This is a genomic window from Streptomyces sp. CC228A (assembly GCF_021390935.1).
In the GTDB taxonomy this organism is placed as follows: domain Bacteria; phylum Actinomycetota; class Actinomycetes; order Streptomycetales; family Streptomycetaceae; genus Streptomyces.
Map to the genome: position 1 here is coordinate 34,826 of NZ_JAJPUI010000016.1, position 22,163 is coordinate 56,988.

General features: G+C 75.2%; 19 protein-coding genes. 3 read left to right on the forward strand and 16 right to left on the reverse strand.

The annotated features are described in order from the left end of the window. Positions 1 to 52: 52 nt before the first annotated feature. The 7 genes from L6E17_RS29370 to L6E17_RS29400 form a co-directional block, all read right to left on the reverse strand. Entirely contained in the window at positions 53 to 235 is a 183-nt protein-coding gene (locus tag L6E17_RS29370) for a hypothetical protein (RefSeq protein ID WP_236243664.1), read from the reverse strand. Positions 236 to 550: 315 nt separating this feature from the next. Beyond that, entirely contained in the window at positions 551 to 1,423 is an 873-nt protein-coding gene (locus L6E17_RS29375; protein ID WP_236243665.1) for a bifunctional 5,10-methylenetetrahydrofolate dehydrogenase/5,10-methenyltetrahydrofolate cyclohydrolase, read from the reverse strand. Between the two features lie 220 nt (positions 1,424 to 1,643). After that, entirely contained in the window at positions 1,644 to 1,961 is a 318-nt protein-coding gene (locus L6E17_RS29380; protein WP_236243666.1) for a YetF domain-containing protein, read from the reverse strand. A gap of 176 nt (positions 1,962 to 2,137) precedes the next feature. Beyond that, complete coding sequence (locus L6E17_RS29385) at positions 2,138 to 3,037, reverse strand: geranyl diphosphate 2-C-methyltransferase (RefSeq protein ID WP_268985781.1); 900 nt, start codon at positions 3,035 to 3,037, stop codon at positions 2,138 to 2,140. Between the two features lie 3 nt (positions 3,038 to 3,040). Beyond that, positions 3,041 to 4,579 carry a family 2 encapsulin nanocompartment cargo protein terpene cyclase gene (locus tag L6E17_RS29390; RefSeq protein WP_236243668.1) on the reverse strand — a complete coding sequence of 513 codons (1,539 nt, stop codon included), beginning with the start codon at positions 4,577 to 4,579 and terminating at the stop codon, positions 3,041 to 3,043. A 199-nt stretch (positions 4,580 to 4,778) separates the two neighbouring features. Continuing rightward, a complete protein-coding gene (locus L6E17_RS29395; RefSeq protein ID WP_236243669.1) occupies positions 4,779 to 6,200 on the reverse strand; it encodes a family 2B encapsulin nanocompartment shell protein in 1,422 nt (473 codons plus the stop codon). A 793-nt stretch (positions 6,201 to 6,993) separates the two neighbouring features. After that, entirely contained in the window at positions 6,994 to 7,533 is a 540-nt protein-coding gene (locus tag L6E17_RS29400; RefSeq protein WP_236243670.1) for a VOC family protein, read from the reverse strand. Positions 7,534 to 7,698: 165 nt separating this feature from the next. Between L6E17_RS29400 and L6E17_RS29405 the strand changes: the two genes are divergently transcribed. Next, entirely contained in the window at positions 7,699 to 9,135 is a 1,437-nt protein-coding gene (locus L6E17_RS29405; RefSeq protein WP_236243671.1) for an acyltransferase, read from the forward strand. A 412-nt stretch (positions 9,136 to 9,547) separates the two neighbouring features. Here L6E17_RS29405 and L6E17_RS29410 read toward each other — a convergent pair whose 3' ends face one another. Then, complete coding sequence (locus L6E17_RS29410; RefSeq protein ID WP_236238829.1) at positions 9,548 to 10,765, reverse strand: IS110 family transposase; 1,218 nt, start codon at positions 10,763 to 10,765, stop codon at positions 9,548 to 9,550. Positions 10,766 to 11,263: 498 nt separating this feature from the next. On the opposite strand from L6E17_RS29410, the gene L6E17_RS29415 reads away from it, so the two are divergent. Both L6E17_RS29415 and L6E17_RS29420 read left to right on the forward strand, forming a co-directional pair. Further along, complete coding sequence (locus L6E17_RS29415) at positions 11,264 to 12,478, forward strand: glycosyltransferase family A protein (protein WP_236243672.1); 1,215 nt, start codon at positions 11,264 to 11,266, stop codon at positions 12,476 to 12,478. Positions 12,479 to 13,081: 603 nt separating this feature from the next. Beyond that, a complete protein-coding gene (locus tag L6E17_RS29420) occupies positions 13,082 to 15,016 on the forward strand; it encodes an ATP-binding cassette domain-containing protein (protein ID WP_374109184.1) in 1,935 nt (644 codons plus the stop codon). Between the two features lie 226 nt (positions 15,017 to 15,242). On the opposite strand, the gene L6E17_RS29425 is transcribed toward L6E17_RS29420, so the two are convergent. The 8 genes from L6E17_RS29425 to L6E17_RS29460 all read right to left on the reverse strand — a co-directional run bounded on the left by L6E17_RS29425 (position 15,243) and on the right by L6E17_RS29460 (position 22,129). Then, on the reverse strand, positions 15,243 to 16,940 hold the full coding sequence (locus L6E17_RS29425) for a glycoside hydrolase family 13 protein (RefSeq protein ID WP_236243674.1): 1,698 nt from the start codon (positions 16,938 to 16,940) through the stop codon (positions 15,243 to 15,245). Then, positions 16,928 to 17,710, reverse strand: a complete 783-nt coding sequence (locus tag L6E17_RS29430) for an HAD family phosphatase (RefSeq protein ID WP_236243675.1) — start codon at positions 17,708 to 17,710, stop codon at positions 16,928 to 16,930. The genes L6E17_RS29425 and L6E17_RS29430 overlap by 13 nt, the downstream gene beginning before the upstream one ends. Continuing rightward, positions 17,707 to 18,273, reverse strand: coding sequence for a sugar O-acetyltransferase (locus L6E17_RS29435; RefSeq protein WP_236243676.1), 567 nt, complete (start codon positions 18,271 to 18,273; stop codon positions 17,707 to 17,709). The genes L6E17_RS29430 and L6E17_RS29435 overlap by 4 nt, the downstream gene beginning before the upstream one ends. 38 nt (positions 18,274 to 18,311) lie before the next feature. Beyond that, positions 18,312 to 19,220 (reverse strand): endonuclease/exonuclease/phosphatase family protein, encoded by a 909-nt coding sequence (locus L6E17_RS29440; RefSeq protein WP_236243677.1) that lies wholly within the window; start codon positions 19,218 to 19,220, stop codon positions 18,312 to 18,314. Next, positions 19,217 to 20,212, reverse strand: coding sequence for an acetylserotonin O-methyltransferase (locus tag L6E17_RS29445; protein ID WP_236243678.1), 996 nt, complete (start codon positions 20,210 to 20,212; stop codon positions 19,217 to 19,219). Before L6E17_RS29445 ends, L6E17_RS29440 begins: the two co-directional genes overlap by 4 nt. After that, positions 20,209 to 20,511, reverse strand: a complete 303-nt coding sequence (locus L6E17_RS29450) for a hypothetical protein (RefSeq protein WP_236243679.1) — start codon at positions 20,509 to 20,511, stop codon at positions 20,209 to 20,211. The genes L6E17_RS29445 and L6E17_RS29450 overlap by 4 nt, the downstream gene beginning before the upstream one ends. A gap of 206 nt (positions 20,512 to 20,717) precedes the next feature. Then, positions 20,718 to 21,572 (reverse strand): hypothetical protein, encoded by an 855-nt coding sequence (locus tag L6E17_RS29455; RefSeq protein ID WP_236243696.1) that lies wholly within the window; start codon positions 21,570 to 21,572, stop codon positions 20,718 to 20,720. Then, positions 21,569 to 22,129, reverse strand: coding sequence for a DUF1349 domain-containing protein (locus tag L6E17_RS29460; RefSeq protein WP_236243680.1), 561 nt, complete (start codon positions 22,127 to 22,129; stop codon positions 21,569 to 21,571). The genes L6E17_RS29455 and L6E17_RS29460 overlap by 4 nt, the downstream gene beginning before the upstream one ends. Between the last annotated feature and the right edge of the window lie 34 nt (positions 22,130 to 22,163).

Genomic DNA, 22,163 nt, shown 5'->3' on the forward strand with positions numbered 1-22,163 from the left:
CGGCACCGGTCCGCCGTGGAGCGGGGCCGGCTCCGTGATCGGCCGCCGGTCGTCAGCGGCCAAGCTCCTTGCGGGACACATGGCGCAGCCGACGCCGCTGGCCCGGGTCGAGGGCGAGGTAGGCCAGGACCGGCACGCCCACGACCACCAGCAGGGACAGCCAGAAGCCGATCAACGGCATGAGCAGCAACCCCACGGCCACTCCCCCGACCACGATCTTGGTTCTTGTCGACATGCCGCCGCCTCCTCCGCCGTCACCGCGCCCCCAGCGGGGCGCTCAGGGCCACTGCCCACTCGGAGAACGTACGGTCGGGCCCTGCGGTTCCTCGGCACCCCCTTTCCGCCGCACACGGCCTGCTCGGGCATCAGCCCGAGCCGCGGTCCGGCGCCTCCGGCGGTCGCGCGGCACGCCCCGGCGGGGAACCGCCCCACCGCGCGCCCGCGCGCCGAGGGCCCGGGGGCCCGGGGGTCCGGAGCTCGCCTGCGGGGGCAGCGCGACGGAGCCTCCGGCATCGGGCGGCGGGCCGGGGGTGCCGGGCCCGCCGCGGGGTCACGCGGCCCCGGCTGCCGACTGCCGTTCCGCCGCGTCCACCGTCTGGCTGAGGAGGGTGGCGATGGTCATGGGGCCTACACCGCCGGGCACCGGGGTGATGAGGCCCGCCCTTTCGGCGGCGCTGTCGAAGTCGACATCGCCCACGTTGCCCTCGTTGTACCCCGCGTCGACGACGACGGCTCCCGGCTTGATGTCCTCCCCCGCGATGAACCGGGGGCGTCCGACGGCCGCGACCACGATGTCGGCTTCGCGCAGCGCCGCGGACAACTCGGCGGCCGGGGTGTACGAGTGGCAGTAGGTCACCGTGGCGTTCCTGGCGAGCAGCAGCATCCCGGCGGGCTTGCCGAGGATGGCGCTGCGGCCCACGACCACGGCCCTCTTGCCCGCAGGATCGACGTCGTAGGCGTCGAGCAGCCGCATGATGCCGCCGGGCGTGCAGGAGACGAAGCCGGGCAGCCCGAAGCTCATGGACGCGAAGGAGCTGGTGGTGACACCGTCGACGTCCTTCTCCGGGGCGATGGCCTCGAAGGCGGCGCGCTCGTCGATGTGCGGGCCCACCGGGTGCTGGAGCAGGATGCCGTGCACCCCCGGGTCGCGGGACAGGTCGGTGAGGACGCCGACGAGCTCCTCGGTCGTCGTGGCAGCGGGCAGCTCGACGTGGCGGGAGCGGATCCCGGCCTTCTCGCAGCGGGCGCGCTTCATCCGTACGTACGTCACGGACGCGGGGTCCTCCCCGACAAGGACGGTGGCCAGGCACGGCTGGACAGCGGTGCGGCGGGTGAGGTCGGCGGCGCGGGCCGCGGTCTCCTCGACGAGGCGGCGGGCGAGGGAGCCGCCGTCCATGAGACGGGCTGCGGCAGTGGTGGTCATCGGAACCTCCCGGGCGGCGAGACAAAGGGAACGGATCTGTTCGTCGCCCAGGCGCGCGGCAGTCGGCACGACCGCTTCGAGCGGCCCGCCAGGCCGCTCCCCGGTGGTACTCCACCCAAGCGCCAGTCACGGCCCGCCCCCACTGTACGTCAGCCGCCCCGCGGGATGGAGCGGTCTGCGGGGAAGGGGGCCCGCGAAGGCGGCGCGAGGCTGTCCTTGGTCAGTGGTCGAGGGCCGGGCCGCCTGACCGGCGGACACCCTTCAGGGCGTCGCCGGAGCCGTACGCGGAGTGTGGGATCACGCTGAAGGTGCCGTCGGTCTCCAGTACCACGGCCGCGACCTCGCTGAGGTCGCCGAGGTCGTGTGCGCGGATGGCCTGGCGCACTTCGCTCTCCGTGACGCGCCGGCGGGTCAACTCGTCCGCCGGCATGCGGCCGTCCCGCAGGAGCAGTGCGGGCTCGGCCTTGATGAGTCGTCGGAAGGGGGTGGAGTGCGCCGCCGCCTTGGCGGTGAGGAACGGCGGGGTGACGAGGAGCACCAGGGCCGACGCCCCTGGCGAGCGTCGAGCCGAGCGCCACGCAGAGGGCGGCCGGTCCGAGGCCCGGGGTGCACCGGTCGCGCGCCGGCAGCGTGCTGCGGGGCCGGACCGCCGCTGCGGGCGGGCCCGGCCCCGGCCCCGGGCTCGGACGGTCGGGGGTCAGACGCGGTCGGGGGTCAGACGCGGTCGGCCGCGATCAGCACGTACTGGAAGGAACCGTCCCTGTACGACTCGATGAACGCCTCCTCGATACCGGTGACCAGCGACGACGTGGCGCGCAGCTCCCAGTAGGGCAGCGTGTCCGGGGTCAGGTCGACGACGGCCTGCGGGACCAGGCGGTTGTCGGCCATGGCGCGCAGGTACTCGCGGCGGGAGTGGATGTTGCACTCGAAGTGGGCGTTGATCTGGGAGACCCACTTCGACGGCTGGCCGTAGCGCGGGTTCCAGCAGCCGGTGATCGTCACGTAGCGCCCGCCGACCTTGAGGAAGCGCGCGTGCTCGGCGAAGAGGTCGTCCAGGTCGACGTACATACTGGACTCGTTGTTCCACGAGGCGGCGATGCTGCCCTTGTCGAAGGGCGTGTCGAGCATGTTGCAGACCCGGGCGCGGACGTGGTCCCCGATGCCGAGTTCCTTCGCGCGCCGGTTGCCGAAGTCGGCCTGCGTGGAGGAGAGGGTGACGCCCTCGACCCTGCAGCCGTAGCGCTGGTGGGCCATGACGCTGGTGCCGCCGCGGCCGCAGCCCGCGTCGACGAGGGTGTCGTCGGGAGTGATCGGGCCGAGGTGGTCGAGGAGCATGTCGGCCTGCGCGGACTCCAGCCGGTGCAGCTCGGCGATCAGCCGCTGCTCGTGCCCCGCGTCCTGGGGGTCGCCCAGGGCCGCGTGGTCGACGGCGCCGATGCCGTAGTGGTGGTGGTACAGCCCGTCCACGTCACCGAGGCGCAGGTTCACCGGCCGGGCCTCGTTGTTCCAGTAGCGGGCGATGTCCCCCTGGTAGGGCGTCGCCGGGCCCGGGATGAGCACGGAGGCGGTGGCGGCGTCGGCGGAGGTCAGCTCGGTTGTCACTGAGGAATCCATTTCTCACCAGAAATCGGGCAGGCTGTAGCGGTAGGTGTTGGTCCGGTGCCAGTAGTGGTTGCCGTCGACCCAGGCGGCCACGCCCTTGAGGAAGCGCAGCACGGTGGGGACGGGGCAGGCGGCGGCGAGCTCGGCGGCGGCGGTTTCGAAGGCGCGCATGAGGTCGTTGTGGACCTCGACGGCCTTCAGGTACGCGTCGCGTTCGGAGAGCTTCTCCCGCTCGGCGAGTACGACCGGCAGGTTGAGGTGGCGGCCGGGGGCGGCGAGCTCCTTCGTGTACGAGTACAGGTCGTTGACGATGGTGGTCGCGTTGCCGGCGAGCGCGATGACGCGCTGCATGTCGGGCCGTGCGTGCAGGTCGGCCGGGAGTTCGTAGCCGCCGACGGAGTCGGTGATGGTCGGGCAGGGGCGGAAGTTGTTGAACTGGCGCATCGCCAGGTACTCCCACACCTCCGGCAGGTGGTCGGTCTCGGCCCAGGCCGCCTCCGCCAGGTAGCCCATGTGCAGGCGCGCCATGTCGTGGCGGTAGCGGTCCGCCTGGGAGGGGGTGGAGGCGCGGACGAAGTAGTCCATGGCGCTCCGGTACGCCCGCCGGGGTGCGTCCGAGCCCAGTGACTCCGCCCAGGCCGGGGCGTACTCCGGGGTGGTGTGGAGCGGGTCGAGGGCGGTGTGCGCGAGGAGGAGGCGTCCGCCGAGGCCGACGGGGGAGCCGCCGTGGTCCTCGCAGTAGCAGTCGTCGACCGCGTTCTCCGCGATCATCAGCCGGGTGGCGAGCATCAGGTGGTCGACGGTCGGCGCGTCGGGATGGCAGGCCACCATGTAGCGCCCGACGGAGAAGCCGTCGAACTGGCCTTCCCACTCGTCGGGGAACAGGTGCACCTCTTCCACGGCCCAGTCCTTGATCCGTCGGCTGACCTCGGCCACGCGGGCGGGGTCGGGGTCGGGGACGGGGTGGAAGTAGAGGCCGGGGATCGGCCGTCCCGCGGTCTGCTCCTCCGCGCCTCCCGCCTCGGCCGGTGCGGAGGGTCCGCCCTCGCGTCGGGCGAGGGAGAGGCACGCCGTCCCCAGGCCGCTGGGGCCGCGCAGGAGCCGCTCAAGCGCGGTACGCCCCGGGGCCGGTACGGGCTCCTGCCGGCTGGCGAGGCCGACCGACGCGGCCCCGGTTGCCGGGGCGGCCCCGGCGGCCAGGCCGCCCCCGTGGCCCCGGCGGCCGGGCGGGCAGCGGTGGTCGCGGCCCCGGGTCGGCCCCGCGGCGGCCGTGCCGGCCGGGTCGGTCGCGGTGGTCGAGGACGCCGGGTCCGCAGGTGCGGTCGCGGCGGCCCGGTCGGTTGCGGTGGTGGAGGCAGCCGCGGTCACGAGCGGCCGGCCTCCCGTCGGCAGGGCGAAAGGCGCCGGAGCGGCGGCGGGCGCCCCGGCGGGGATGCCCGCGCCCGCCGCCGCACCGCCGGCGGGGACGCAGCTCCGGAGCAGGCCGTGGGCTCCGAAGCGGGGTGCGGCGGCGGGAACGCCCGCCTGCGGAGGAGAGAGATCGGGATCGGGCATCCGTAGCTCCTTGTGCGGTGGGGTGACTGGCCCGGATCCAGAGGCGAGCGTGCCCCGCCCGGGCCCGGGCTGCCGGGGCCGTGGGGCGGTTGCCGCCGGGGGTGCCGTCGAAGTGCCGCCGTCCGCCAGCGGGGCGGGCCCGGCGGCGCCGGGCTGCCTGCCGGGCGCCGGCAGGCGGGCGGTGCTTCGAGGGCACGGGCTAGTCGCGCCTGCGGGCGATCTGCACGTTCTCCATCACGCCGAGCGCGTCGGGCACGAGGACGGCGGCGGAGTAGTACGTGGTGACCAGGTACGACATGATCGCCTGCTCGCTGATGCCCATGAAGCGGACGGAGAGGCCGGGCTCGTACTCCTCCGGCAGACCGGTCTGGCGCAGGCCGATGACGCCCTGGTTCTCCTCGCCGGTGCGCATCGCGATGATGGAGCTGGTCTGCTCCTTGGTGATCGGGATCTTGTTGCAGGGCAGGATCGGGACGCCGCGCCAGGCGGGGACCTGCTGACCGCCGAGGTCGACGTGGTCCGGGTACAGGCCGCGGGCGTTGAACTCGCGTCCGATCGCGGCGATCGTCCGCGGGTGGGCGAGGAAGAGCTTGGTGCCGCGGCGGCGGCAGAGCAGCTCGTCCATGTCGTCCGGGGTGGGCGCACCCGAGTGGGGCTGGATCCGCTGCTTGAAGTCGGCGTTGTGGAGCAGACCGAACTCGCGGTTGTTGATCAGCTCGTGCTCCTGGCGCTCGCGCAGCGCCTCGATGGTCAGACGGAGCTGCTCCTCCGTCTGGTTCATCGGCCCGTTGTAGAGGTCGGCGACCCGGGTGTGGACCCGCAGGACGGTCTGGGCGACGGACAGTTCGTACTCACGCGGGTTCAGCTCGTAGTCCACGAAGGCGCCCGGCAGCACGGCCTCACCGACGTGGCCGGCCGACATGGCGATCTCGGCTTCGCCGTGCCGGTTCTGCCGCTGCTCCGGTAGGGAGCTGAAGGCCTGGATGTGGGCCTGGAGGGCAGGCGAGGACGCCTGGATGGCGGCGAAGTCGGCCCGGGAGAGGGTGAGCAGGGTGCCGGAGGTCTCGGCCGTGGCGGTGTAGTCCCAGGTGGCGTCGGCGTCGAGGAGGGCGTTCTCGCCGAAGCGGTCGCCGTCGGCGAGGACGGCGATCGAGATGTCGTCGCCGTACGGGCCTTCGGAGAGCTGGCTGACGCGGCCGTGCGCGATCAGGTGGATCTCCCCGGCGGGGCCGCCGCGCTCCACGAGGACCTCGCCCGCGGTGAAGTCGCGCTGCACGCAGCGGTCGGCGAGGGCGGTGAGGACCGCGTCGTCCTCGAACCCCCGCAGGAGGGCGAGTTCGCCGAGTTCGCGGGGGATGACGCGGACGCGGGCCCCGTCCTGGACGAACTCGACGCGCCCGTCACCGACGGTGTAGGTGAGCCTGCGGTTGACGCGGTACGCACCGCCCTTGGTCTCCACCCAGGGGAGCATCCGCAGCAGCCAGCGGGAGGTGATCTCCTGCATCTGCGGCGCGGACTTGGTCGTGCTGGCGAGCTTGCGGGCGGCTGCGGTGCTGAGGGACTGCTGCGGGTGCGCCGCCTGCGTATCAGGCTGGGCTTCCGGGCTGGTGTCGACGGTCATCGGGGCGAGCTCTCCTTCGGGGGTAGCGGACGGCGCACGGCAGGGCCGGCCGGCCAAAGAGGAGGAAAGGAGGAAAAATGCCTGGGCTTCCGACCAGATCCGCGGGAACAGTAACGGTCCGTCAGCAGGGGCCGTCCAGAGGATCCGACGGCATTACCCCAATATGATGATCTTGTTCGAGGCCCCGTTCGCACTACCGCGCCCGCGGTGCTGCGTCGCCGCGGGGAGCTCCGCTGCGGGATCCGGATCGCTCGGGCGCCGGACGACGGGCACGGGCTCGCCATCGCTCGGGCTCGCGATCGGCCCGGGCTCACCGGGCGCGGTGCGTCCTCCCCGTGTGCGGCACCGGCCGGCCGGGCTTCCGGGGCTCCCGCGGGTGCCCGGGCCGCCAGAGCAGCCGGAGGGGGCCAGGCGTACGGGTGTCGCCGGGGAAGCCGCAGCCACCGGGCCGGGTGTACTGCCGGGGGTGCCAGGTGCACCAGGCGTACGTGCGTCGCCGGAGGCGCCGGGCCCGCCCGGCCCACGGGTGCCTGCCCGGCGGCCCACGGGTGCCTGCCCGGCGGCCCGCGGGTACCTGCCCGGCGGCCCGCGGGTACCTGCCCGAGTCGCCACGGGTGCCGGCGCTGCCGGGTGGTGCTGGTGGCAGTCGCACCTGCGGCAACGCGCCCGCCGCGGGGAGCACGCCGAAGACGGCGCCCGCCCCGGCTCTTCGCCGGGTCAGGCGCCGTCAGGTGCACTCCGCGGGCGGTGGCGCGCCGTAGACGCGGGCAGGCGCCTTCCGCGCCCGCCGGGATCAGGAGTGGGGGGCCGCGCGGACGGGCGCGCTGCTGCGCCCGAGGCTGCGGCCGCTGAGCTCCGCGTCGAGTGTCTCCTGGGCCACCCGCATGGCCTCCGCGTGGACGGGCTCCTGCAACCGCTTCCACACCTCTTCCTCGGTGACGTCCTCGACGCTGGTGACCACCCACCAGATGTTGCCGAACGGGTCCTTGACACGCCCCCCGCGCTGCCCGAACGCGCTGTCCGCCAGGGCGGTGACGACCTCGGCGCCGACGGCCACGGCGCGGGAGAACGCCTCGTCCGCGTCGGGGACGAACACGCGCAGCAGACTCGGCACGGCGGGCCAGTCGGCGCGCCGGTCGAAGGCCAGGACGACCGTGTCGCCGACGCGGACCTCCCCGTGCCCGATCGCACCGTCCTCGGTCGGCACGCGCCCGATCTCCTCACCGCCGAAAGCCTCGGAGACGAAGTCGAGGAAGGCTCCCGTGTCGTCGGTGACCACCCAGGGCGCGACGGTGGTGTACCCCTCCGGCGCGGTGCTCTTCTGCTGAGGCATGGCGTCTTCCTTCCCCGCGGTCGGCTGGTGAGCGCAACGGTAGGGGCCCAATAGGTCGGTTCCCGTCCGCGATGGCGTGCCAGGGTCGCCGCGCCTGTGCGGTGCTTCTCCGGACGGCGCGCCGACCGCCGCCTTGTCCCCCCGCTCCGCTCCTATGCTGGCCGCATGCCCAGCCTGCGCGAACTCGCGGAGCGCACCCCGCCGCGGCGGGAACGCCACGCCGACCTGCTGCGGGCGCTCGCCATCCTGGTGGTGGTGCTCGGCCACTGGACCGTCATCGTCGTCACCGACGGTCCCCGCGGGCCGGCCGGCTTCAGCGCCCTGGAAGTGCTGCCATGGGGCCGCCCGATCACCTGGCTGGTCCAGGTGATGCCGGTGTTCTTCATGGTGGGCGGGTTCGCCAACGCCGCCTCGCTGACCTCGCACACGCGTGGGGGCGGCGGGGTCCAGGACTGGCTGCTGCGCCGGACGGCGCGGCTGGTGCGGCCGACGACCGCGCTTCTGGTGACGCTGGCCGCGGCGGCACTGGTCGCCCGACGGGCCGGCGTCGATCCCGCCGCGGTGGGCAGGGCGGTGTGGCTGGCCGCGATCCCCCTGTGGTTCCTGCTCGTGTACCTGGTGGTGGTGTGGCTGACGCCGCTGATGCACCGCCTGCACCGGCAGGCCGGGCCGGTCGTGCCGCTCGTGCTGGTGGGACTGGTCGCCGCCGGGGACGCGGCACGGCTGGGTCTCGACGCGCCGGCGCTGCAGCAGGGCAACTACGTGTTCGCGTGGCTGGCCGTGCACCAGATCGGCTTCGCCTGGCAGGACGGGACGCTTCCCGCCCGTCGCGGTGTCGCCGTGCCGCTGCTGATCGGCGGTGCCGGTACTGCGGTGCTCCTCACCGTGGCCGGCCCGTACCCCGTGAGCATGGTCGACTATCCCGGCATGCCGCTCGGCAACCTCTCGCCGCCCACCCTCGCCCTGCTGGCCTTGGCCACGGCCCAGCTCGGGCTGGTGCTGCTCCTGCGCGACGCGGGGAACCGGTGGATGCGGCGGCTCCGGCCGTGGATGGCCGTGATCGCCGTGAACTCCGTCATCCTCACCGTCCTGCTGTGGCACATGAGCGCCTTCGTGCTCGTCGCCGCGGCCGCGTACGCCTCCGACCGGGTGCCGCTGCCCCGGCCGCCCGCGGACACGGCAGCGTGGCTGCTGTGGAAGCTGCCGTGGCTGGCCGTGCTCTCCCTGGTCCTGGTCGGGTTGGTGGCCGTCTTCGGACGGGTCGAGAGGCGCGGCCGCCTGGGCCGCTCCACCGCCCGGCACGACAGGTGGGCGGCGAGGGCGCTCGGCGGATCCGGGCGGCGCGCCGCGGCGGCCACGGTCGGCTACGCCGCCTGCGTGCTCGGACTGCTCGGTGTGGCCGACGCCGGTCCGGCCGACCACGGGCCCTTCGGGCTGCCCACCGCGGCCCTGGTCGGCTACCTGGCGGGCGCGACCCTGCTCCGCGCGGCTCGTGCGGCAAGCGACGGGCAGGGCGGCTCAGGACACCCAGGCAGTTCAGGAAGTTCAGGAAGCTCCGGCGACTCAGGCAGCTCCGGCGACTCAGGCAGCTCAGGCGGCTGAGTCGCCTCAGGCGGCCGAGGCGGCGACCGAGCCGTCGTGCGTCCGGGCCCTTCCGCGGCTCCCGCCCGTCGGGGCGGGCGTGGCCGGGCCCCGGGAGGTGCCCGGGTCCCCCGATCGGCCCAGTGCCACGGGTCGGTGCCGGGCCAGGGCCGGCGATCGAGGTATACCAGGCGTCGGCAGGGACGGCGGGAGGCCGCGCAGCAGCGGCGGAGCGTCGCCGCAACGCGGTCGGTGCCCCTCCCGAGGCGGTGCGGCCGAGGCGCGGTCAGGGCCGGGTCGGGGCCGCGACGGCACAGGGCACGCCGCGTACGGCTGACGCCCCCGGGGCCCGCATCCCACGCCACGGGGGGTGCCTCTATGTCTTTCGTCAAGGCACCTCTGTCGGGTTTCGGGTGGTTCGGGCTTGCTGAAGCTATGCGGCGAGTTCGACGTCCGTCGGTGTCCGGGGTTCGTAGAAGGTGCCGTCGCGGAGCATGGCGAACAGGACGCTGATGCGTTGGCGGGCGAGGCGGAGGAGTGCCTGGGTGTGGGTTTTGCCGCGGGCTCGTTGCTTGTCGTAGTAGGTGCGGGAGGCCGGGTCGGCGTTCATGCAGGCGAAGGCCGAGAGGAACATCGCCCGTTTGAGCTGCCGGTTTCCGCCTCGGGGTGCGTGTTCGCCGTGGATCGAGGTCCCGGACTGCTTCGTGGTGGGTGCGAGGCCGGCGTAGGAGGCGAGGTGGGCTGCGGTGGGGAAGCTGGTGCCGTCGCCGACGGTAACCAGCAGGACGGCGGCGGTCCTGACGCCGACGCCGGGCATCGACGTCAGGACCGGGGAAAGAGGGTGAGCCTCCAGCAGAGCGTTGATCTGGGCTTCCATCGCCCGGCGCTGGGTGTGAACAGCGGTGAGCGAGGCGGCCAGGGAGGGGATCACGATGTCGAGGGTGCCGGTGCCCGGGACCACGACGGTCTGTTCGTCGAGCGCGTCGAAGACGTCGTCGATCAGCCGGGTGGCCATGCGCGGGGCCTTCGGGCGGATCAGCTCCACGAGTCTGCGGCGGCCTGCCTTGCGCAGGGCGGCCGGGGATCCGTAGCGCTCCAGCAACCAGGTCACGGCCTGGTGGTCCAGGCGCGGGCCCAGGACGCGCTCCAGCGAGGGGTGGAACTGGGTGAGCAGACCGCGTATCCGGTTGGAGGTGCGGGTGGCCTCGGCGGCGAGGTCCTGGTCGAAGCCGACGAGCACGGTGAGCTCGGCAGTGATCTCGTCGGTCAGTTCCAGCGAGCGCAGGGTGTGCGGCATAGTCCGTGCGGCGTCCGCGATGACGGCGGCGTCTTTGGCGTCGGTCTTGGCCTCGCCCGGGTAGAGGTCGGCGATCCGGCGCATCGCGAGTCCGGGCAGGTAGGCGACCTGGCAGCCGGCGTCGCGGGCGACGGTCAGCGGCAGGGCGCCGATGGAGGCGGGCTGGTCCACGATCACCAGGACGGTGCCGAACTTGTCGCGCAGCTTGTCGAAGACGGCCCGCAGCCTGGGCTCGCTGTTGGGCAGCGGTTTGTCGAAGACCTTCTTCCCGCCCGGGGTGAGCCCATGACCGTGGTGGGCACTCTTGCCGACGTCCAGGCCCAGGAACACGCCCACGTCTTCGATCTCGAACATCGTGCCCCTTCCCAGGGGGTGTTGGCGGTGCCGGCCTCGGCTCGGGTGTCGTGCTCGCGCATCCACGTTATGCAGACCTGCCGCCCGCGAACTGTCCGGCATTGCGCCGGACCGGACGGTGGCCGGACCTCTGATCAGCGTCTCCGACGAACACCCCCGGACCCGGTGACACCACCCCCCAGGTCATGCCTTCGACAGGGGGCAACAGTCATGCCGGGCCCGGAGGCCAGCGGCCCCGTTGCGGAGCCGCAGAAAACATAACGGGGTACGGAGCCTGCTGCCCCGGTGGGCCCCGGCAGGCGGGTGAGCGGAGGACGCGATGGTAGAGCAGCGAGCGGCCGGTGCGTCGCCGACCCTCCTGACCGGCGGGCGGAGTGCCGCCGCAGGCCGCCGCCGTGCGCTGCCCGCCGGGAGGGGGGCGTGACGTCCCGCCGGCCGGGCGGCCTCCCCGCGGAACGGTCCCGGCAGGCACGCCGGCCGGGTGGCGCCGCCGCCCGGATGCCCGGTGGCGTCCCTGACGTCAGCGTGGTCATCGGGGCCTTCGACGCCATGCCGTACCTGGTGGCCTGCCTCGCGTCGGTCGCCGCGCAGAGCATCGGCCCCGAGCGCATGGAGGTCATCGCCGTCGACGACGGGTCGACGGACGGTACGGGCGCGTGCCTGGAGGAGTTCGCCGCGCGCGCCGACATGCCCGTACGGGTCGTCCGGCAGAGCAACTCCGGTGCTCCGGGCGGGCCGCGCAACACCGGGCTGCGGCTGGCCCGCGGCCGGTACGTCTTCTTCCTCGACGCGGACGACCGGCTCGGCGAACAGGCCCTCGAACGGCTGGTCGCGATGGCGGACCGGGCGCGGACGGACGTGGTGCTCGGCAGGACCGTCGGCGTCAACCGCCGCGCCGCCTCGTCGATGTGGGGCGCCACCGTCGAGCGCGCCGACATCTTCACGTCCTGCGTGAAGTACACCCTCAGCGCGCAGAAGCTGTTCCGGCGGGAACTGCTCGTGCGCCACGGCATGCGGTTCGACGAGACCCTCCGCACAGGTGAGGACGCGCTGTTCACCCTGGAGGCGTACCTGCGGGCCGACGGCGTGTCGGTCGTCGCGGACTACGACTGCTACTACCTGGTGGGGCGCGAGGACGGCAAGCACGTGACGAAGAGCGGCGGGTACGAGCCCCGCTTCGCCTCGGCGCGGGCCCTCATGGAGCTGATCGCCCGGCACGTGCCGCCGGGCAGGAAGCGGGACCTGCTGATGCTGCGGCCGTTCGTCGTCACCCTGCTGCCGCAGTTCGGCCCCGTCCTGCTGCGCCAGTCCGAGGAGGTGCTGCGCCGCAAGATGGCGCTGGCGGCGCCGCTGATGGCCGCGTACTGGACGCCGGGTGTCGCCCGGCGGCTGAAGACGGCGGAGCGGTTGCGGCTGACCTGTGTGGCGCTGGGCAGACCCGACGTGCTGCGGGACGTGGTGGCGTTCCTCCAGGCCGGTGCCGCTCCTGCGCGTGTACGCCGGTGGGGCCTGCGGTACGAGGCGTACCCGCACTTCCGGGACCGGGCGGCGGGCATCCCGGACTCCGCGTACCGGTTGCGCGGCTCCGTGCCGCTGCGCGCCCTCCCCCGCCGGGCGGCGGGCCGCGTGGCGCGGCGCCTGGGGTTGCGGGGCCGCCGCGCGGCGGCCCCTGCGGGCACGGTCCCGTCGAAGGGCCGGGGCGGGCGCGTCTGAGACGCGCGCAGCGCCGCGCGTGCTGCGCGGTGCCGGTGGGGCGGCCGTGCGGCGGCGGCCGCGAGGCGGGCCGGAGCGGGAGCGCCGGCGGTCAGGGCAGCGGCTGACGGGCCAGGGCGGGCTGACGGGTCCGGGTGGTGCTGCCTCCCGCCGACGGCGGGCCGCTTCCGGGCCGCCGTCGGCGGGCCTCGGCCCGCCCGCTGCCGCCCCGTGTGCCCGGCGGCGCGGGGCCCGTGGAAGCCCAGGGCGCCTGGGGCGCACCGGCCTGTCCCCGTCCCAGGCCACCCGCGCGCCACACGGGCAGCACACGCCACGAGCAGCGGCGTTTCGGCCAGGTCCGCGGTGCCGTCGGCCCCTTGGGCGGTACGGGTCGGTGCAGCGGGCACGTTCACCGGGCCGCTGAACCGCGGGGTGGAGGGCTCGTCCGAAAGACGTGTGTTCGAAGTCCGCGCGGTGTCGTTGGACACCGCGACACCGGGTGGCGCTCTTGGAGGGGGCACGTTGACAGCAGCCGGACCAGGCAGTGAGCCGAGCAAGGACGCGCAGGGGAGCGGGAGCGCGGAGGGCGTCTCGGACGCCGAGCGGGAACTGTACGGAGGGCGGTTGCGCTATGACCAGTCCTTCGTACGCCACGAGGGGCCGCTGACCCGCTTGGGTTTCGGGCACATGGCCGCGGCGCTGCCGCGCATGGTGGGCATGGTGCTGCGCACGGGCTGGCGGACGGACCGGCGGGCGCTGGCGGGCGTCGTGGCCGCGCAGCTCGGGCAGGGCGTGACGGCCGGGTGGGGGCTGGTGGCGGTGAACAGCGTCCTCACGCGGCTCTTCGCCGACGGCCCGACCGCGGAGAAGCTGCGCGAGGCGGTGCCGTCGCTGGTGGTGCTCGGCGCCGCGGCGGTGGCCGCGGCGCTCCTGTCGGCGTGGTCGACGGCCATGTCGGGCCGGCTGGAGCCGCAGGTGGAGCGGGCGGTGTCCGCGCGGTACTACACGGCCGTCACCCATGTCGAGGTGGCGGCCACCGAGCGGCCCGAGGTCCAGCGGGTGCTGGAGGCGGGAAGGTTCGGCACCGACTCGGCCCGCAGCATGCTGCGGCTGTCGGTGGGTGTGGGGAACGTGGTGATCGGCATGGCGGCGGCCGCCGTCGTGCTGGCCTCGCTGCACTGGGTGCTGCTGCCGATGCTGCTGGCCATCGCCCTGCCCAAGGGGTGGGGGGCGGTCCGCTCGGCGCGCCGCGAGTACCTCTCGCGCCTGCACTGGGTGGACCACCGACGGGCGATCGCCTCGCTCCTGGCGTACCTGACCCGCCCGCACGCCGCCGGGGAGATCCGCGTGCACGCCGCCGGCAGCAGGCTGCTGTCCGGCTACGAGGAGATGTCCCGGCAGACGGAGGCGGAGCAGCGGCGGCTGGCCCGCGCGCAGGCCGCCACGGACCTGGTCGCGGGCGGCTTCGCCGGGCTGGCATCGCTGGCCTGCTACGGGGCGCTGTGGTGGCTGCTGGCGAGCGGTGGTCTGCCGCTGGCCGTCGGAGGCACCGCGGTGATCGCCATCCGCACGTCGACCGCGCGGCTCACCTCGCTGGTGCAGCAGGTCAACCGCCTCTACGAGGAACTGCTGTTCCTCACGGACACCGAGGACGCCATCCGGATCGCCGGGGAGAACGCCATCCCGCGGACCGGGGCGGCGCTGCCCGCGCCGGTGCGGGAAGTGCGGGCGCAGGAGGTGTCGTTCACCTACCCGGGCGCCGGGTCCCCCAGCCTGGAGGGGGTGAGCGTACGGATCCCGCGCGGGAAGGTGACGGCTCTGGTCGGTGCGAACGGTTCGGGCAAGACCACGCTGACGAAGGTGCTGGCCGGGCTGCTGCTGCCGACGGAAGGCACCGTGTGGTGGGAGGGCGGCGCGGGTGAGCGGGTCGAGCTCCGCGAGGCGGACCGGGCGCAGGTGTTCGCCTCGGTGGGCTTGCTGGCGCAGGACTTCCCCCGCTGGGAGATGACCGCGGCGGCGAACGTGGCCATCGGAGCCGGCGACCGCCCGCGGGACATGGAGGGCGTGCGCGAGGCGGCCGGAGAGGCCGACGTGCTCGACCTGGTGGAGGGGCTGCCGCACGGCTGGGACTCGATCGTCTTCAAGGGCTACGAGCGCGGGGTGCAGCTTTCGGGCGGGCAGTGGCAGAAGCTGGGTACCGCAAGGACCCGGTACCGGCGGGCGCCGTTCCTGCTGGTCGACGAGCCGACCTCGGCTCTCGACCCGCACGCGGAGATCGCCGCCTTCGAGGGGCTGTGGTCGCTGGCCGAGGAGGGGCACGCGGTGGTGCTCGTCACGCACCGGCTGGCGGCGACCATGAAGGCCGACCAGATCTACGTCCTGGACCGGGGGCGCGTCGTCGAGGCGGGCACCCACGAGGAGCTGATGGCCCGCGGCGGCCTGTACCGGGGCATGTTCACCGCGCAGGCGGCCCAGTACGGGCTGGCCGCGCCCGCGGTGGACGCCGTACCGGCTCCGCGCGGCCCCTCCCCGTCCCGTCACGGCGGGGAGGCGCGCTGACACGGGGCGCGGCGTGCCCCCGTCCGCCCCGCCCGCGGATGCGCCGGGGCCGGGCGGGGCGCGCGGGCTCCCTGCGGGTCGGGCCGCCGCCGCGGGCCTGGCCGCTGCCGCGGTCGGCCCGTACCCGGGCAGCGGGTGAAGCCGACCCGCGGACCGGGCCCTCGCGTCAGCCGACCGGCCCAGCCGGGCAGCGGGTGGAGCCGGCCCGCGGGCCGGGGCCTTCGCCTCAGCCGGCCGGCCCAGCCGGGCGGTGCGGGCGCAGCCAGGCGGCGGTGTCGGGCGGCAGCCGCCCGCCGGGCACCGGGCCGCTGGCCAGCAGGAGCGTGTGCGCGGCGGGCAGCGGTACCGGGCGCGGCGACAGGTTCACGGCGCACACCAGGCCGTCGGCCCAGCGGAAGGCCAGCACCCCGTCGGGGGCGGGCAGCCAGTGGAAGCCGGGGTCTCCGCCGGGTTCCCGCGGGGCCGCGTCGAGTGCCGCGCGCCGCAGGCGGATGGCCGTGCGGTAGAGGGTGAGCATCGAGTCGGGGCTGCCGTCCTGCGCCTCCGCGGTGAGGGACGCCCATGCGGGCGGCTGCGGCAGCCACGGCTCGGCGCCGGAGCCGCCGGGCGGGCCGAAGCCGAACGGCGGGGCCGTCCCGGACCAGGGCAGAGGCACGCGGCAGCCGTCGCGGCCGGCGTGGGCGCCGCCCGAGCGGATGCGCATCGGGTCCCGCAGCCGGTCGGGGGGCAGGTCCTCCACCTCGGGCAGGCCGAGCTCCTCGCCCTGGTACAGGTACACGGAGCCGGGCAGGGCGAGGGTGAGCAGGCAGGCGGCGCGGGCCCGCCGGGTGCCGAGCGCGAGGTCGGAGGGCCTGCCGCGGCCGTCGGCCGTGAAGTCGAAGGAGGTGTCCGCACGGCCGTAGCGGGTGACGGTGCGGGTCACGTCGTGGTTGCACAGCACCCATGTCGCGGGCGCGCCGACCGCCCCGTGGCTCGCGAGGGTCGCGTCGACGCAGGCCCGTAGCCGGTCCGCGTCCCAGGGGCTCTGCAGGAAGTCGAAGGTGAACGCGGTGTGCAGTTCGTCGGGTCGCAGGTAGCGGGCCAGGCGGGCGGCGTCGGGCAGCCACATCTCCCCGACGAGGACGCGCCGGCCGGGGTAGGAGTCGGCGATGCGCCGCCACGAGCGGTAGATGTCGTGCAGGTCGTCGCGGTCGGCGTACGGGTGGGGTGCGGGGCCGTCGCCGGGCCCGAGGTCGGGCAGCGCGGGGTCCTTGGTGAGGAGTGTCGCGGAGTCGATCCGTACGCCCGCGACTCCCCGGTCGAACCAGAAGCGCAGCACCGCCTCGTACTCGGCCCGTACGCGGGGGTCGGCCCAGTTGAGGTCGGGCTGCTCGGGCGCGAACAGGTGCAGGTACCACTCGTCAGGCGACCCGTCGGGGCCGGTGACGCGGGTCCAGGCGGGGCCGCCGAACTCGGAGCGCCAGTCGTTGGGCGGCAGGCCGCCGTCCGGTCCGCGCCCGGGCCGGAAGTGGAACAGGGCGCGCTCGGGGCTGCCGGGCGGGGCGGCGAGCGCCGCGCGGAACCACGGGTGGGCACGCGACACGTGGTTGGGCACGACGTCGACGATGGTGCGCAGGCCGCGCCGCAGGGCCAGCCCGATCAGCTCCTCGGCCTCCGGGAGGGTCCCGAACAGCGGGTCGACGCCCCGGTGGTCCGCCACGTCGTAGCCGCCGTCGGCCATGGGGGACGGGTACCACGGCGTGCACCACAGCGCGTCGACGCCGAGGGCGGTCAGGTGGTCGAGGCGGCGGCGTATGCCGGCGAGGTCGCCGGTGCCGTCGCCGTTCCCGTCGGCGAAGCTGCGGGGGTAGATCTGGTAGACGACCGCGTCGCGCCACCACTCGGCGCGCCCGCCGGCCGCGCCGTGCCGGGTCAGGTCGGCCATGGCTCCCGCTCCTTCCCGCGCGCGCCCGTGTCCGTGCCGGTGGCCGTACCCGCGCCCGGGGCCGTGGCCGGGCCGGTGCCCGGCAGTGCGGTGAAGTCGGCGCCCACCAGGTCGGGGAGTACCCGGTCGGCGGCGCCGTAGTCGAGCCCCCTGGTCAGGGGTGTCGGTACCGCCACGACCGTCGTCCCGGCGGCCCGGGCGGCGGCGACGCCGGTCAGCGAGTCCTCCACGGCCACGCAGCGGGACGGCGCGCAGCCCAGCGCCGCCGCGGCCCGCAGGTACGGCTCGGGCGCCGGTTTGCGGCGGGTCACGTCGTCCCCGGTGACCACCGCGTCGAAGAAGTGGTCCAGGGCGAAGTGGCGCAGCCAGCGGCGGACCCAGGCGCCGTCGGACGAGGACGCCACGGCCAGGCGCAGCCCGGCGTCCCGTGCCCGCTCCAGGGTGTCCGGCAGACCGGGCAGGAGGCGGATGTGGGCGGGCGTCATGTAGGTGGCCCAGTGGTCGCAGAGGCGGCGCCGGAGCTGCCCGTCGCTGCCGCCGGGTGCCGGAGCGGTCTCGCGGAGCAGGGCGAACAGCCGCGCGTAGCCTTCGGGGCGGCCGCAGACCTCGCGCGCCCACACGTCGTGCGGCAGCCGGGCGCCGTGCTCCTCGAACAGGGCGGTGCAGGCGAGGAAGTCGGGGCGCACGGAGTCCACCAGGGTGCCGTCGAGGTCGAAGACGACGGCCCGGTGGTGCCCGGCCGGCAGCGGGGCCGCCGCACCGGCGGTCACGTCAGCTCCCGGACGATCCGCGCCGGGTTGCCGACCGCGAGCACGCCCGCGGGGAGGCTCCTCGTGACGACGCTGCCGGCGCCCACGACCGTGTCGGCGCCGATGGTCACGCCCGGCAGGACGGTCACTCCCCCACCGAGCCACACCCGGTCGTGCAGGGTGATCGGCCGTGCGCTCTCCCACATGGCGCGGCGCAGCTGCGGGTCGTGCGGGTGGTTGGCCGTGAACAGCTGGCAGCGCGGCCCGAGGAGGACGTCGGCGCCGAGGACGATGGGCGCGCAGTCCAGCAGCACCGCGTCGAAGTTGATTTTGGTTCCGGCGCCGAGCTCGATGAAGAAGCCGAACTCGCAGAGGAAGCGGGGCATGACCCAGCCGCCCGGCCCCACGCGGGCGAGGAGGTCGCCGAGGATCACCTCGCGGGCCTTGAAGTCGCCCAGCGCCGTGCTGTTGAACTTGTCCAGGAGTTCCATGCAGCGGGCGCGGTGGGGGGCCAGTGCGGGGTCGGTCGCGGAGTACGGCTCGCCGCTGCTCAGCCGCCGTTTGACGGTGTCGAGGTCGCTCACGTCCTGTGGTCTGCCTTTCGGGCTGCTGGTCCTTCGGGTCACCGGCGGCGGAGCCGGATGGTGACGGGGCGGTGGTCGGAGGCGACGGGCCCGTCGCCGGGCGGCACAGGGCGGCCGCCGGGGGCGGCGGGCAGGCCGCCCGGAGCGGTGGGGCGGGTGCCGGGCGGGGCGGGCCGGGGGTCGAGGGTCCGGTACTCCGCGAGGTCGCCGGCCAGGGACGGGGAGAGCAGGAACAGGTCGATACGGCGCTCCGCGTCGCCCGGCGGCAGCAGCCCGCCGAACGTCGGCGAACGGTCCCCGCACCGGGCGCCCGCGTCCACGAGCAGCGGGTCGTCCGGGTCGTCGCCGAGCAGCCGCCGCAGCGGCATCCGGTCGGCACGCCCCTCCGCGTCGAGCAGGTGGTCGTCCCGCCGGTGCCGGGGGGTGCGGCTCCAGTCCGGTTCCGGGTCGCCGGGCGGCACGCAGTTCGCGTCCATCGCCAAGACGAGCGGCGGCAGCGAGGGGTCCGCGTACCGGCGCAGGTGGTCGGACTCGACGCGCCGCCCGGTCGGGCTGAAGGGGTCCAGATGGGCGATGAGGAACCGCAGCGGCGTGCTCCGGCCCGGGAGCCGCAGCGTGACCAGGCCGTGGCCGTGCCAGTGGGCCAGTTCGTGCGGCTGCCGCTCCGTGCCGAGGTGCTCGATGTCGGGCTGCCAGAACACGGCCTGGTGGCAGCCGGTCTTCGCGGTGAACAGCTCGCCCTCCATGCCGAAGGCGGCCTTCGCGTCCTCGAAGAAGGCGCGGTCGTCGAGGTGCCAGCCCCAGCCCTCGGTCGTCATCAGGACCCTGGGCCGGTGGGCGGCGACCAGCGCGCACTGGGCGCGCCACCGCTCGTCGCGGCCGTCGAGCCGCTCGATGCCTGCTTCGTACAGGTTCCAGAACATCAGCAGGTCGCTGGTGGTGCTCACTTGAAGCCGACCACCATCGACTCGGGCCCGTCCAGGTGCTCGACGTACGTGTCGCGAAAGCCGGTGCGGCGCATCCACTCCCGGCACTGGGCGCCGGTGTAGTCGAAGCCGCCCGGGACCTCGGCGTGCATGATCAGGCTGAGGATCAGTCCGACGGCGTTGCTGCGGCGCTCGTCGTCGATGAGCGTCTCGTACACGAGGACGGCGCCGCCGGGCGGGAGCGCCGCGTACGCCTTCTCCAGCAGCTGGAGCTTCTCTTCCTCGCCCCAGTTGTGCAGCACGTGGCCGAGCACGATCACATCGCCCCAGGGCAGCGGGTCGCGGAAGAAGTCGCCGGCCCAGAACTCGACGCGGTCGGCCACGCCGACGCGTGCGGTGTACGCCTCGAAGCCGGCCCGTGCGGGCGGCAGGTCGAAGCCGACGGCGGTCAGGTGGGGGTGGCGGCGCAGCAGCCAGGCGGGCAGGGCGCCCTCGGCGCAGCCCACGTCGACGAGGGTGCGGTAGCGGTCCCAGGGGAACTTCTCGGCGACGGCCCGGGCCGATCCGATGCTGAGCGCCGTCATGTCGCGCTGGAAGGCGCGTACGGAGTCCTCGGTGGCGTACGTCCCGGCGTAGAAGTCGCGCCCGTCGCGGGCGGCCCGGGCCGCCTCGCCGGTGCGGAGGACGGCCACGAGGTCGTCGGCGAGGCCGGCGCACTGGGTGAGGAAGCTGTCGCCGAGGTAGGTGGCGGGCTTGCCGGCGTCCAGGTACTCCTGGGCCTCCGGGGAGTTGGCGTACACGCCGCCGCTGCGGGACAGCAGGCCGAGGGCGACGAGGGCGTCGAGGAAGTCGGCGGCGGGCCCGGGGTGCAGGCCGACGCGGGCGCGGAGCTCCGCCGCGGCGAGCGGCTCCTTGGCGAGGGCGGTGAACACGCCCAGTTCGACGGCGCTGAGCATGGTCTTGGTCTTCCAGTGCGCCCACATCAGGTCGGTGACGGGCTGTGGCGAGGTCATGCGGAGTGCTCCATCTCGTCGGTGTGTGCCGGGGAGGGGCGGGGGTGGGTCCCGGGTGCCGGGCCGGTCGCGCGCACGGCCGCCGCGAGGGCGGCGGCGGACGCCAGGGCCAGGCCGGCGAGGGCGAGCGGGACGGCGGCGGGCGGTGCGGGGCCGGTCAGCAGGGCCAGTGCGTAGGGCAGGGCGGCGCTGCCGGCGAGGTTCGCGGTCAGCAGCGCCCCGCTGATCCGCCGGGCGGTGTCCGGCAGGACCGTGACGGCCCAGGCGAGGAGCGTGGGGAACGCCCCTGCCAGGCACACCCCGGCCAGTCCGTAAGCGGCCGGGGCGTACGTCCCGGACGTGGCGGCGGCCAGTGCGGCGGCGCCCGCGAGCAGCGCCGCCAGGACCAGCGTCGCGCCGCCGACCCGCCCGGCCAGCGCGGGCAGCAGCAGCCGGCCCGCGGTGAGGCCGCCCCAGAACAGCGCGGCCAGCCGGGCGGCGTCCTCGGGCGCGTACCCGACCGCGGTCAGGTGCGTGGCCTCCAGTGCGCCGGTTCCGGCCTCGACGCCGGCGTACAGGAACGCGACGAGGGCGCAGGCCGCCAGTGGACCGGTCCGCGCCCACGCCCGCGCGGGCGCGGAGGGTGCCCGCCCGGACGGCGGTGCAGGCCCCGGGGGCCGCCCCGGCCTGGTGGGGCCCCGGGCGGGGCGGCTGCGCGGGGCGTGCCCGGGGCGGGCGGGGCTCCGGGCGGCGCGGGACCGGGCGCCGCGGGAGCGGCCGGCGGCCCTGCGGGGACGGGCGTCGGCGGGGGCTCGCCCGCCGCCTCCCGGAAGCGGTGGCAGCACAGGGACAGGGCGGCGGCCGCCCACAGCAGTTCCCGTACGGCGCCGGTCTCGCCGACGACCAGCGGGCCCGCCACGGCGCCGGCGCCGAACGCGGCGTGCAGGCCGTTGAGCAGCCGTACGCTCCGGGGTCCGCCGGAGCGGCCGAAGTACGTGTTGGCGTGCAGGATCAGGCCGCCGAAGCCCGCGCCCGCGACCAGCGCGCACACCGTGAGGACCCACCAGGCGGGGGCGGCGGCCATGCCGGCGCACCCGGTGGAGAAGGCCGCGAGCAGCCACGCCACCGCCGGGCGCCCGCCGAGCCGCCGTTCCAGCAGGCCCGAGCCGAGGAGCGCGGCGAGCGCTCCGGCGTTGTAGGCGACGACGACCTCCGTGCCGCCGGCGTCCGCGGCGCCGGTCTGCGTCCCGTACGCGGCGCGCAGCAGCGGGAGCGCGGCGCCCAGCGCGGCGGTGACGGCGCCGAGCAGCACGGACAGCGCCAGGCCGGCCGCGACGGTGGCCCGGTGGGTGCCGTCGCGGCGGGCGCGCGGGGCGCTCACCGCCGGTCTGGCAGCGCGGACGGCACGTACTGCGGTGCCGTGAACGCCGCCGTGCAGGCGTCGGAGAAGGGCGCCTGGGCGAACAGCCCGAGGCGTAGGTCCTGTTCGCCGTCCGCGGCCACGCCGGTGAAGGTGCGGACGAACCGCCAGTCCTCGTCGGGGCGCTCCCGGCAGAACACGGCGTGGCGCGCGGCCTCCCGGGTGACGAGCAGGTCGGCGCGCGGCCCGGACAGCGCGGGGCCGAGGGCCTCGTCCGACACGGGTCGCGAGACGACGGTGACCACGGCCCAGCCGCCGGCGCGGGTGCGCTCCACGCACGCCTTGAACCAGCCGTCCGCGCCGTGCACCGCGATGCCGCCCGCGTCGCCGAAGGCGTGTCCGTCGACGGTGATCCGGGTCCACGCGGTGTGGTCGCCGGTGACGGTGCGGCTCAGCAGTGGCACGCCGCCCGCCTCGTAGGCCCCGGGCATCGAGAAGAGGTCGGCGCCGCGGGCCGCGCGGACGGCCAGTTCGGCGGTGCGCCGTACGGGCGCGGTACCGGGTCCTCGAACCGCCACGCCGGGTCGTCGAAGGCGAGGGTGCGGGCCGCCG